9 protein-coding genes are annotated in these 12,971 nt (G+C 60.7%); 5 read left to right on the top strand and 4 right to left on the bottom strand.

The window, feature by feature from the left end; translation table 11 throughout:
• Positions 1 to 92 precede the first annotated feature (92 nt).
• Positions 93 to 1,016, bottom strand: a complete 924-nt coding sequence (locus K0H47_RS13185; protein WP_177027555.1) for a carbon-nitrogen hydrolase family protein — start codon at positions 1,014 to 1,016, stop codon at positions 93 to 95.
• Between the two features lie 109 nt (positions 1,017 to 1,125).
• A complete protein-coding gene (locus K0H47_RS13180; RefSeq protein ID WP_177027556.1) occupies positions 1,126 to 2,010 on the bottom strand; it encodes a LysR family transcriptional regulator in 885 nt (294 codons plus the stop codon).
• 119 nt (positions 2,011 to 2,129) lie between these two features.
• Here K0H47_RS13180 and K0H47_RS13175 point away from each other — a divergent pair, with 119 nt between their 5' ends.
• From K0H47_RS13175 to K0H47_RS13165, 3 genes are all read left to right on the top strand, one after another.
• Positions 2,130 to 3,518, top strand: coding sequence for a M20 family metallopeptidase (locus K0H47_RS13175; RefSeq protein ID WP_219272875.1), 1,389 nt, complete (start codon positions 2,130 to 2,132; stop codon positions 3,516 to 3,518).
• A 68-nt stretch (positions 3,519 to 3,586) separates the two neighbouring features.
• Positions 3,587 to 4,876: an MFS transporter gene (locus K0H47_RS13170; RefSeq protein ID WP_219272873.1), complete on the top strand. Its 1,290-nt coding sequence runs from the start codon at positions 3,587 to 3,589 to the stop codon at positions 4,874 to 4,876.
• A 56-nt stretch (positions 4,877 to 4,932) separates the two neighbouring features.
• Positions 4,933 to 5,856: a LysR family transcriptional regulator gene (locus K0H47_RS13165; RefSeq protein WP_219272877.1), complete on the top strand. Its 924-nt coding sequence runs from the start codon at positions 4,933 to 4,935 to the stop codon at positions 5,854 to 5,856.
• On the opposite strand, the gene K0H47_RS13160 is transcribed toward K0H47_RS13165, so the two are convergent.
• Entirely contained in the window at positions 5,831 to 6,082 is a 252-nt protein-coding gene (locus K0H47_RS13160; RefSeq protein ID WP_003217960.1) for a hypothetical protein, read from the bottom strand. The two genes, K0H47_RS13165 and K0H47_RS13160, sit on opposite strands and share 26 nt — an antisense overlap.
• A 175-nt stretch (positions 6,083 to 6,257) precedes the next feature.
• On the opposite strand from K0H47_RS13160, the gene K0H47_RS13155 reads away from it, so the two are divergent.
• A complete protein-coding gene (locus K0H47_RS13155; protein ID WP_003217958.1) occupies positions 6,258 to 6,578 on the top strand; it encodes a YqjD family protein in 321 nt (106 codons plus the stop codon).
• Between the two features lie 40 nt (positions 6,579 to 6,618).
• Here K0H47_RS13155 and K0H47_RS13150 read toward each other — a convergent pair whose 3' ends face one another.
• Entirely contained in the window at positions 6,619 to 7,656 is a 1,038-nt protein-coding gene (locus tag K0H47_RS13150) for an Ldh family oxidoreductase (RefSeq protein WP_063029522.1), read from the bottom strand.
• A gap of 170 nt (positions 7,657 to 7,826) precedes the next feature.
• On the opposite strand from K0H47_RS13150, the gene K0H47_RS13145 reads away from it, so the two are divergent.
• Complete coding sequence (locus tag K0H47_RS13145) at positions 7,827 to 12,947, top strand: M35 family metallopeptidase (protein WP_219272872.1); 5,121 nt, start codon at positions 7,827 to 7,829, stop codon at positions 12,945 to 12,947.
• Positions 12,948 to 12,971 lie beyond the last annotated feature (24 nt).

Below are 12,971 nucleotides of genomic sequence, written 5' to 3'. Positions count from 1 at the left end.
CAGAGCCCTTTGCTTACTTTGGGGCTTTTCCAAAGTGAGCCGCTGTAAGAGCGGAACCATAAGCCGCCGTTACCGAAGAAACGGATATGTACTCAACCCAAAAACCGCACACCGGGCTTAGCACGCTCATCCACCGTCAATTCGAAAATATCCGGCCGGGCATAGTGCCCAACCACATCATAGTCATACCGCGCCCGCACCAGATCATCCGTGTCAATCCGCGCCACCAGCAACCCCGCCCCACCGAGCAATGGCCCGGCAAGAATGTCCCCCATGGGCCCGACAATCACACTGCCCCCCGCGATCAAAGGCCGATCCACCGGCCAGTTCGCAATCTCCACGCCCAACGCTTGGGGTGACGCCTGCACCTGACACGCACTCACCACAAAACACCGCCCCTCGTGCGCAATATGTCGCATGCTCACCTGCCACATTTCCCGCTCATCCACCGTCGGTGCACACCACACTTCCACGCCCTTGGCGTACATCGCCGTACGCAACAACGGCATCATGTTCTCCCAGCACACCGCGCCACCGATGCGCCCTACCGCCGCGTCAATCACCGGCAACGTCGAACCATCACCCTTGCCCCAGATCAGCCGCTCAGTGCCGGTAGGCATCAATTTGCGATGCTTGGCCACCAACCCGCCCGCCGGCTCGAAATACAGCACCGTGCAATACAGCGTGCTGGCACTGCGCTCGATCACGCCCAACACCAGGCTGGCCCCGGTGCGCGCCGACAAACCGGCCAGCGCTTCGGTCTCCACACCCGGCACATCAATCGCATTGGCAAAATAACGGGCAAAGGCTTCACGCCCCTCAGGCAGGCGATAACCCAGTTGGGTGCCGAAACCTTCACCCTTGGGATACCCCCCGAGCAACGCTTCTGGCATCACCACCAGTTGCGCACCGCTGCGCAGGATTTCGTCCTCGTAGGACAGGATCTGTTCCAGGGTCTCAGCCTTGCCACCCGGCAAGGAACCGATTTGCAGCGCAGCCACGGTAGAAACAGGCATCACGATCACTCCGAATCAATGGGGGTTGCCCATTCTCCGGCCAGCGTCAGTCATGAATAAAGCCCACTTCGCTGCTAACTGATATGAGCCAGATAAATATCATCACCCTTCAAGTCAGATCTTTCAGGGATCCGATCAGGGTTTCGATAAACAGCTCCAGGGCCACCGGTAAAGCGCGCTTGGGCATGGTCAGGACTTGAATCGACCGGTCCGAAAACTGCGGGTTCGACAGCGCAACGGACGTCAGGTCGTCGCTTCCATTCGCGCGATGACTGATCGCCCCACCAAACGCGATGGTGTCCGTGTGGCGAACGAACTCATGGATGGCGCCCGAATAATTGCAGGTCATCACGTGGTTAAACGACAGCCCTTCCATCTGGCAAACCAGGTCGAACAATTGCCGCTGGGTAGAGCCTTTTGGCGTCAGCGCCAACGGGTAAGGTGACAGCGACCGAAGAGGCACCTGCTTGAGCGTCGCCAATGGATGTCCCACCCGCATCACCGCGCGGATCGGTGAGCGGCTGGAATGCCGGACTTCGACACCGTCGATAGGCTCGGTACTGAATACCAACCCCACATCGGCTTCGCCGCGCCTCACTTTATCCGCACATTCGTGGGGCGACATCACTTCCAGCACATACTGGAAAGCGGGATTTTGCTGGTAATGCCGGATCAGCACCTGAGGCAGGAAGTAGCGGGACAGCCCCTCGGTGGACACCAGCCGTACTACTTTCGCCCCGGGATAATCACCCGCCCGTAGCTCCGACAGCAGGCTTTGTTCCTCCAGCGAGGCACGTCGTGCGTGGTCGGCCAAGGCGTTGCCGGCAGCGGTTGGCTGCATGCCCCTTGGCCGGCGCTCAAACAGTGGCACCCCGATGGTTTCTTCCAGCAGGGATATTTGGCGGCTCACAGCACTGGACGCAATGTGCAAGCGTTCGCCGGCAGCGGCCAGCGATCCTGTATCGAACACGGCCAGGAAATAACGATAATCCACAGTTTGATTCCTTCACCAAAGCATCTATTTATTAGAAGGCAAACGTCAAAAAACAGCAATATACAGACCGGTACGTGACTTCTATATTGGATTGAATCTCAGCCCGCACCGGAACGGTCATGTCCAAGCAACAAGCGCTCGCGAATGTTCGTCAGTACCTGGCCGACGGCCATTTTGAAGCCGATTTACGTCGCCGGATCGCCATTCGCAGCGAAAGCCAGAACCCCGGCCAAGCACATGAACTGACGCGGTATCTGCAACGGGAAATACAACCCGCGCTGATCGCAATGGGCTTCGAATGCCAGTGGCTCGACAACCCCTCGGGCGCAGGGCCGATGCTGTTCGCATCACGCCAAGAAGGGGCTGATTTGCCGACGGTTTTGACGTATGGACATGGCGACGTAGTGCTCGGGTATGACGAGCAATGGCGGGCGGGGCTCAGCCCTTGGGCGTTGACCGTAGAAGGTGACCGTTGGTATGGCCGCGGCACCGCGGACAACAAGGGCCAACACAGCATCAACCTGACCGCCCTCGAACACGTCATCAAGCAACGCGAGGGGCGTTTGGGCTTCAACGTTAAAGTGCTGTTCGAAACCGGCGAAGAATGCGGTTCTCCCGGGCTGCGGGAGGTTTGCACAACGCACCAGGCGCTGTTGCAGGCCGATGTATTCATCGCCTCGGACGGGCCGCGCTTGAACGACAGCCGCCCGACGATATTCCTGGGCTCCAGAGGTTCTGCGCTGTTTTCCCTTGAAGTCAATGCGCGCGACAAGGGCCTTCACTCCGGCAACTGGGGCGGCGTGATGTCCAACCCCGCCGTGGTACTGGCCAATGCCCTGGCCAGCCTGGTGGACAAGAACGGTCGTATTCGCTGCCGAACGCTGGTGCCTGGCGCCATACCCGACTCAGTCCGCGAAGCCATCCGCGACCTGGGTATCGATCAGAATTCCCTGGGCCGTCCTTTGGATGTGCACTGGGGCGAGCCCGACTTGACCCTGGGCGAGCGACTCTTCGGCTGGAATACCGTGGAGATCCTGGCGTTTACCGCAGGCAATCCAGCCAAACCGGTCAACGCCATTCCACCCCGCGCCATTGCGCATTGCCAGTTGCGCTTTGTGGTCGGCACAGACTGGCAAAACCTGCAAACGCTGCTGCGCCAACACTTGGACGCCGAGGGTTTTCAACAGGTCGATATCGTGATTGACCGTTGCACACCTGCCAGCCGACTGGACCCCGATAACCCGTGGGTGCGCTTCGCCAAGCAGTCGATTGCCGACGTCACCCACCGGCCTATCGCTGTGTTACCGAACCTTGCGGGCACCCTGCCCAACGATATATTCGCTGACATCTTGGCTTTGCCCACCTTGTGGATACCCCACTCCTACCCCGGCTGTTCACAACATGCTCCGGATGAGCATCTGCTGGGCTCGGTAGTCCTCGAAGGGCTGCAAATCATGACCTCGCTTTTCTGGGACCTGGGTCACCTCGCCCCCGCCAAACCACAATAAAAAAATCGGGGTCCGCTCGACCCTTTTTATCTGCCGCTCACCCCCTTATAAAATCAGGAGCGTCAAGCATGTCAGCGTTATCGTCCCCCACCGTTTCACCCTCGGTTGCAAAGGCAACGCCCCTTTGGAAACCCGTCGGCGCGGCCTTGATCGGGAATACCCTTGAATGGTTTGACCTGTCGGTGTACGCCTATTTTGCGCTGACCATCAGCAAGGTATTTTTCCCGGCCGCCGACCCGGCCGTCTCGCTGTTTCTTGCCTTTGCGACCTTCGGCCTTTCGTTTCTGATTCGGCCATTGGGTGCGGCCGTGCTCGGTTCCTATGCCGACCGGGAGGGACGCAAGAAAGCGTTGACGCTGTCCATCATGCTGATGCTGATAGGGACTGCGATGATCGCGGTGATGCCCAGCTATGCAGCCATCGGGATAATTGCGCCAATTGGTATTCTGTTCGCCCGTCTACTCCAAGGCTTCTCGGCAGGCGGTGAATTTGGCAGTTCCACCGCCTTCATGATGGAACACGCACCGCAAAAGACCCGCAATTTTGTCGCAAGCCTGCAGTTTGCAAGCCAGGGCTTCGGCGTGGTCATCGCCTCATTGTTCGGCTACTTTTTGACCACCAACCTGAATGATCAACAGATGTTCGACTGGGGTTGGCGCGTGCCATTTTTCTTCGGCCTGATCCTCGCGCCGGTGGGCCTGTACATACGGCGCACGGTGGATGAGTCGCCCGACTTCAAGGAAAGCCAACCGGGCTCCCGGCCGTTGCGGGAGGTGCTGCTCTCGCAGAAGACCTTGTTGCTTGTGGCGATGGGCGTGCTGATCGTGTCGACGGCGTCCAACTTCATGATCAAGTACATGCCGTCTTATGCCTCGACCACCTTGGACATTCCCCAATCCACAGGCTTTCTGGCCACGCTGTCGGGCGGGCTCATCCTGACCGTGGTGACGCCGGTGGTGGGGTTCATCACCGGTTATGTCAGCCGGATCAAAATCATGTTGTGGGCGTCGAGCATCTACATCCTCGCAATCTTTCCGGCATTCGCCTGGCTCAACAGAGTACCGAGCGCCACCTCGTTGTTATTGGTGGTGTCGATGATGGCGTTGATCAAGGCCGTTTACTTCGCACCGCTGGCATCACTGATGGCGGATGTGTTTCCTGTCCGCACCCGAGTCACTGGGATGTCACTGAGCTACAACTTGGCCGTGACGATCTTCGGTGGCTTTGCTCCGGTGATTGCAACCGGGCTGATCGCGCTGACCGGCTCGCAGCTGGCGCCGAGTTTTTATCTGATAGCGGCAGCAGCCCTCAGCATTGGCGCGCTCGTGGTGGCAAAGAGAACGTTGCGGTTGGTGTAGCACTTGTCGAGACGTTATATATTCTGGACATATCCAGGCCACATGATATGAACTCAATGAATATCGCCAACGTCGATCTCAACCTGCTGAAAACCTTCGAGGCCCTGCACGACGAGTCCAGCGCCAGCCGCGCAGCCCTGCGCCTTGGCGTCACGCAGTCGGCGATCAGTGCGGCGTTGCGCCGCCTCCGGGATGTGTATGGGGACCAATTGTTCGTGCGCACCGGTCGAGGCCTGGCGCCGACCTTGCGCGCCAACCAGTTGAAACCGGTGATCAGCGAAGCCCTGGATCGTTGCCGCCAAAGCCTGGCGATGGTCGACCCCCAGGGCAGCCAGTATCAGGGCCGTTCGGTGGTGCTGGGGCTGTCGGATGATTTCGAGATCGCCTACGGCCGCCGGCTCGTTGAAGAGATCGCCCGGCGTGCGCCAAAGCTGCGGCTGATTTTCCGCCAGACCCACAGCCAGATCGTTGCCAGCGCCCTGCTCGACCGCAGCCTGGACCTGGCGATCACTGCCGGCGGGTTTGCCGAGCGTCGGCTGAGCCGCCAGGTGTTGGGGGAAGGCCATTATGCGTGCCTGGTGGACCCCGCCAGCCTGGCGCCGGGGCAACAGGCCATCGACCTCGACGAGTTCGTCAGGCGTGAGCATCTGTTGGTGTCATCCGGCGGGTTTATCGGGATTACCGACGAAGGCCTGGCTGCGCAGGGGCTGAGCCGGCATGTAGGCGCCTCAACCACACACTTCGCGGCGCTGCCGTTTCTGCTCAAGGGCAGCCAGGCGGTGGCAACGATTCCCGAGCATGCGGCCCAGGCCATCGCGCAGATGACCGGGCTGAAGGTACTGCCCTGCCCGCTGGCGTTGCCGCGATACCCGGTGGAGCTGGGCTGGCGCACCCAAGTGCAACTCGATCCGTTGCTGCTTAAGGTGCGCGAGGCGATCGTCGCCTGCTTTGCGCTTATTTCGCCGCCATCAGGCGATTGACTTCACTGCGCACCATGTTCGAGAACTCCGGCGGTGACATGCCGTCCAGTTCCGCACGCACCCATTCGGCCCATTTGCCCTTGCGCTTGGCGCGCTCGCCAAACAGGCGGGCGGCCTCGCCCTTGGCTTTGCCCAGGTTGCTTTGCCACAGGTCGTAGAGACGGGACTTTTCATCTTCCAGCGCGGCGCGCTCGGCAAGGGGCTTGTTGGCCAGATTGAAGCTCATGTTGAATTACCTGCTGCACAAATAGGTGACATCTTACACTGTAGGTCGAAATTTCCTGGCCTGGATTTCACCTAAGCTGACCGTAGGAAAAAAACTGCAACTTTTGCCTGCTTCAAACACTCCATTCTTCATCAAGCGCATTCATTGCCACATTCACCCGCAAGGAGTTAACCCAATGGCCCGCAAATCTGCCGCCCAAGCCGTCGAAGACCAAATCAAGGATCAAGCCTTCAGTGAACTGACCGCGCTGATCGAAGAATCGGACAAGCTGCTCAAAAGCAGCGCGTCACTGGTGGGGGAAGAAGGTGAAACCCTGCGTGAACAGGTCGCCATCAAGCTCAAGCAAGCCTTGGACTCGGTGTCCAACGTGCGCGAGCGCAGCAAGCCGGTGGTGGATGCCACCGAAACCTATATCGGTGGCCATCCATGGCAGACCGTAGCGATTTCCGCCGGGTTTGGCTTGGTGGTCGGCCTGTTGCTGGGCCGCCGCAACTGATCTGATGTAACGGCTGCGCCCTCCCCGGGCGCAGCTCGCTTCAGGCCTGTGCCAACACCCGCAACCGACTCAACTCCTGCGTTTCGATCTCAATCCCGCCTGACAGCGACTTCGCCCGTGTGCGATGGCGCCGATCCCCCGGCAAACGCCGCAACCCTGCCGCATGCATCTGTCGCACCAATTCCTGGCTGCGCTCGGCGAAGCTTTGCCCGGCGGTCTTGCTCGGGTCGATCACGATCAGCAACTGGCCGGTCCACGGTGTACGGGCGCCGGGGTGATCGGACCAGTTGAACTCAAACGAGAAGTTACCGCCCGTGAGGGCTGCCGCCAGCAACTCGACCATCATCGACAGGGCCGAACCCTTGTGCCCGCCAAACGGCAACAGCGCGCCGCCTTCGAGGATCGCCTTGGGGTCCTGGGTCGGCTGGCCGAGGCTGTCCACCCCCATACCGGGTGGCAGGCGTTCGCCCTTGCGTGCGGCAATCTGTACATCGCCGTGGGCAATGGCGCTGGTGGCCAGGTCAAACACGATGGGCAGACCATCGGCGCGGGGCGCGGCGAAGGCAATGGGGTTGGTGCCGAACAGTGGGCGGTCGGCGCCGTGGGGCACCACGCAGGTCATGCTGTTGACCACGCTCAGGGCCACCAGGCCTTCCTCGGCGAAGGGCTCGACATCCGGCCAAAGCGCCGCGAAGTGGTGGGAGTTATGGATGGCCAACAGGGCAATCCCGGCACTGCGGGCCTTTTCCACCAACAACGGGCGGGCGGCTTGCAGCGCGGGTTGGGCGAAGCCATTACCGGCATCCACCCGTACAAACCCGCTGGCCACATCCTCGACCACCGGCACGGCCTTGCCGTTGACCCAGCCACTGGCGAGGGTCGAGACGTAACCGGGAATACGGAATACACCGTGGCTGTGGGCGCCGTCGCGCTCGGCGCTGGCGCAGTTCTCGGCCAGCACTTGGGCCACTTCGGCCGAGGTGCCATGGCGCACGAATACCTGGCGCAGCAGGTCGGTCAATTGCGCAAAACTGAGTCGCTCTGATGAAGACTCGACATCCAAAGGCGATGCAGACATCTGAAGCTCCCGTTTAATTATTGGAATGGGCAACAGCGTACAAGAATCGGTCCGTCGATTAGACAGGGTTTGCCCCATGGCTGTCGACAGGGAGTGCCAGACATATCTAGCCCCTCGTGGCGTCAGGCCTGGATAGGTTGCAGACACGCAACTCTTCAAGGATCAGGATGATGAGCCACACCCCACTCCCGTATTTTTTCCCCGAAGCCATGCGTGTGGGCTGGAGGGCACTGGACCGTGAGCGCCAGCTGAACATCGACAGCAGGGATATCGAGTTTCTCGGCAAGGTGTTTTTTGCCAGCGATGCAGGCCGTCGCCAACAGTCGCCGCCAATGATCGCGCAGCGCATCTGGTTGAATAAAAACACCGTCAATGCCGTCGAACTGGCCGGCAGCTTCATGATGAGTTCCACCAGCGCCTACCCACATGCCTGGCTCTACACCCCGTACGGCGGCCTGGAAAAATTCGACAGCCCTACCCACGTGCTCGCAGCGTTGACCCAGCGTTTGAAAATCCCGACCGACGCCACGCGACTGCTGTGTTTCCTGCCCTTGCAACAACAGGCATCGCAAGTGCTGGACAACCACCTGGTGCTAACACCGGAGGCGATGCTCGATGACGTGTTTGGTGAACAGGAGAAAACCCTCAAGCGCTATCAGGCGGTCAATCGCCAGGCGCTGCTGGCGGAGTTGAAACAGTTGCCGTCATTGGGCGCCCTGCTTTCAAACCTGCTTGAAAGCATCTGCCGCCCACTCTTCCCCGGACTCGCCCCCAGCGAAGCCCATGTCAGTTTTTTCGCCAGGCAACCCGCCGGGCACACGATGCCGCGCTGGCTAGACTCGCTGCCACTCAATGACGCTGTGCTGTTGTATTACCGTGAGCAAGCCTGGCCAGCCGGGCAAACCCGGGTGTTTTTCCATCCCAAGCGGCCTGACGACGTCAATGACCCTGAACGCAAGGCCCGCGACACGCAGCGCTGGGAAAGCGCGATCAAGCAAACGGCCGGCCAACTGATTCCGTTCCTGCACAGTGCACTGGAGACGTTCTGGAACACCGAGATCACTCCGGGCGTCTCGCGTCGGGCCTGGTTCGCCCAGGCCATGGCCGCCAACGCGCGCCTGGATCTGCTGTTCAAGCGCCAGCAATCCATCATCAGTCCAGAGCAAAGCCAGGTCTTGGCAGCGCTGTACTCATCTCAGGCGCCTCTAGGCGGCCAGACACTGCACGTGGAGAACGTGAAGATCTGGGAGCAGCCGGCCAACGCCGTCGAGCTGGCCAGCACCTTGATGATCGGTAACTCGCAGACCTTTCTCTACACCCCCGACAAGGGTTTGCAAGTACTCGGAACCTACGACGACCTGATGGACACCCTCAAAGCCATGGTCAAAGCGCCAGGGTACGAAGACGACCTCTACAACCTGATGTCTCTCGAGGAGCGGGCATTGTTTGTCGGGTTCAAGACGCCGCAGTTTTCCGGCACTCCCATCGCCGGCAATCTGTTTGAGCAAGTGCTCGAAGCCATCATCGGCAAGCAGCAACAGAACCTTCGCTATGCGCTCGATCTGTACCGGCGCACCCGCGCCGGTATTGAACCCTCGGCCTTGCTCGACTACGCGCTGGACGTGCGGTACATGATCGACAGCCACCTCCCGGGCCTGGATACCGCGGGACGCTGGACGCCTCATTCGGTACTGGCCGACCCGACCCGCCCGGTGTCACTGGCCGGCGACCGGGCCGCCCTGCTGCACAAGCAGTTGGCCAACATCCGGGACACACTGGCAGCCCAGGTGCACGCCCAGCCCACGCTGGCCAACACCGTCAATCAGGTACTCAGCTTAGAGTTCAACCGCCGGCGCCTGACTGGCCAGGACCCCGAGAAGATCTACGTCAATCGATACGCCGCCGGCGCAAGCGCGACCCAGGCCACTGCGCCCTTGGAAAGCCAGAGCCTGCGCAGTTACTTTCTTGCGCGCCTGATACAGGGGCGCGGGCCAATTCCGCAAACGCCACACTACGGCCTTTACGCCAATCACGGCAGTGGGCCCGTCACACCGTTGACCGGCCTGGACATCTCGCAAGCCAACGCAGTTCTCGATGCCGCACTGATCAAGTTTCATAACTACAACATTGCTGATATTCCTCGCGAACACCTGGAACAGCTCAAGGCGCCGATGGCCCATGCCATGGCGGTGGCGATCCAGGGCGAGGCCAGGCTCAGGCGCCTCAACAACAGCCTGGACGCCCGTGATGAGTCAATAGTGCAAACGGTGTTTGATCTTCAACACCCTGATCGCCACCGGCGCCAGGGCCTGGGCGGATTCATCCCGGATGCCTATGCGTTGACCGTCGAACCCGAGGGCCTGACGCAACGGGTGCCCCTGGCCCATTGCCTGATGCTCACCGAGCGCGGCGGCCTGGACCCGTCCCACTCAGGCCGGGCCGTGCTGTGGACTCCGGCGCGCGGCCTGGAGAGTTTCGCCAACGTCAGCCAATTGCAAACAGAACTGCAACGGCGACTGGCCGCCCCGGACCTTCGCAGGCAGCTACTGGCCAATCTCGACCCGCGCTATCTCAAGCCGCACCAGGCCTGCCCACTCGGTCAGTTCATGCTGATCAACGGCGCGGTCGCGCAAGACCGTCAGCAGTCCTGGATTGATCACTACAGGGCGCAACGGGCCCACTGCCTCAGCCTGACGTTATCGGAGGACGCCTTGCTGAAGCGTCTCGGCGAGCTGGAAAAGGCCTTGCCGGCCAACGACCTGGGCCATGCCTCACAAATCGCCCAGACCTTCATGGCGCAACAATCACTGCCCGCCTGGTTGGGGATGGCATCGGTCAGCCAACAGCGTCGCCATGTCGAAATCCTTGAGCAATACCGCCATAGCCTCATGGGCGACAAAGACTACCTGGACGATTTCCTGTCGCTGCCACAGTACGTTGGCAGCAAGCTCGGCGAGCTGTTGCAGGCCTATGACGTACGCCCCCAAGATGTCTACATCCTCCCCAAGCTGGTATTGGCCGGCCAGCGACAGAACCTGGTGGACTACGCCCTCAATCACGTCAGCCAGCAAGCTGCTGCATTCGATGTCGAGTCCACGGCTGCTGGCCTGACACCTGCTGTGGTGCGCCAGATCCTCGCGCGCCTGCCCCTCAAGCAAGACCACCAGGCTTGCCTGGTCGAAAAACTCACCCCGGGCAAGCCGGGCGCAGACGTGCGGGAGCAACGGTTTATTCGGCAACTGCCCTGGCAACTGTTGCAAAACGCCCACGCGCTGAGGCTGCAGGAACTGTTATCACCCGCGGGCCTGAGCCTGGTCGAACAGGTCCTCGACATGCCGGACGCTCTCGCCCGCGCGGCGGTCAAGGGCGCGACCTCGACAGTGCGTCCGCTGGAGTTGATCGCCACGGCGGGCGCCCGGTCCATCAAGGCCCTTGGGGTCTACTTGATCAGCGCCGTCGAAAGCACTCCGCTGGTGATGTATGCGCCCTATGGTCCGCAACAGGCGTTCCAGGAGTTCGAGAACGAGGCGGATTTGATTCGCCGGCTCAACCTGCCCGGCCCCTTGCAGGACTGGGTGATCGGTCGCCTGCCAGAGGCTGAGCAAGCCACGTATAGACACCTCTGGGCCAGCACGGTCGGGGGGAACTCGGAAATCACTCTGGGGGCCAATCCGATCAAGGGCCACGCGCTCAAGCAGTTGTACCGCGACAACATCGGATTGATCTCGAACCTGTTTGAACAGCAATCCCAAGCCAACGGCCGGTCCGCCTGGGACACCCTCAAAGCCTTGTTCAGCAGCGGACTGCAGCACGCGCAGGCGTTGCTGCCAGGCAAACTGATGGTGCCGCTGGTGATCTGGCAAAGCTACAAACTGTTCAAGGCCTCTGCCGAAGACTTGCAGCAACACCGCTGGCGCGAGGCACTGCAAACCTTCATCGGCGGTGTCGCGCAAATGACTTCGATACGCGCATTGATGGATGAACCACCCACGCCTGGCGCTGCTCCATCGCCGCCCGCACCGACGCAAACAGCCAAAGCCTGGCAAGACATCGATATCACTGCCCAAGCCCGGACCCGGCTGCAAGCGTACGAAGCCAACGACATCAGCCTCGAGAACCTGACGGCAGGCAGCTCCGGGGTCTACACAGCGACAGACAATCAGCATTACCTGCCTTGCGCAGGCAAGGTCTATCGAACCAAACCGGTTGAAGGCCATTGGCGGCTTTTCAGTGCACGCTCCAAAGGACCGTTCGTGCGCCTGGATGCGGAGCGCAAATGGACCCTGGACCTGGGTGCATCGGTTCGCCGTCATGGCCCCGGATGGAGTGCAATGATGGACCGCCGCGAGGTGCGGACAGCGGTGGGCCAGGTGATGAACGTCGAGGCCCGCGGCCTGGCCGAGATTCGGCGTATGTCGCCCCCCAGGGCCCAGGCGATCGTCGAGGCGCTGGACCTGGCAACCTTCTACCTGCACAACTGCCAGCAGAACCTGAAGCTGCTCGACCACCAGTATCCGCCCGTGACCCGGGTGCACCGCTTCATCAACCGCTTTTTTGGCATTCCGATAGACGCCGACACCGGCCCGGCCAAGTTTCCGGAAGTCCTCGCGCAAAAGCTCATGGACACGGTGACCGCCCTTCTCGATGAGGCGCTGGAGCCGGCACTCTACTCGCTCAATTCCCGGCGTTTCGTCTCCGGTGCGCATATTGCCGAACCCGAACGGCATTGGGCGTTTACCATCGACGGCGACCCGGATCGGCGCATCTACCTCACTGAAAACTTTTTCAACCCGCCTACGGCCGATTTCGAAGGGCGCCTGATCAATCACTTCGACCAAAGAGCCCATGCCCGCGCGACCACCTTGATTCATGAGTTGACTCATATCGTGAGCAATACCGCCGACGTCGCCTACCTCAATTCCACATCACCTTTTTCCGACTTGATTGAAGTACAGACCCAAGCCGGTCGCGACCTTCAGGACTGGCTGCGCAACGTGCAGGAGAATGCGTACTCGATCAGCACGCCAGTGGGGCAATTGTTCAAATCATCGGACGCGTGGGGGGCTACCGGATCTGATCTGGGAACCGACCCGGAAGATGACTACATCAGGCAGCAGATTCTCGCCACGACCGGAGGCGTGGACTTGAGCAATGCACGGGGAATTTTCAAAACCAACCTGACTCGGCGGTTCAACACACAGATGGATAACGCCGACTCACTGACCTTATTGATCACAACCCTGGGGCGCCAGCTGGACCCCGTGCCTTCGATTGCCGAAGCCACACCGTAACAGACAGGGTGCGGGCCCAACGCC

Origin of the sequence: Pseudomonas sp. Xaverov 83 (assembly GCF_019352905.1) — a bacterium.
GTDB classification, from domain to species: Bacteria; Pseudomonadota; Gammaproteobacteria; order Pseudomonadales; family Pseudomonadaceae; genus Aquipseudomonas; species Aquipseudomonas yamanorum.
This window is presented reverse-complemented; position numbering and strand designations above follow the sequence as displayed.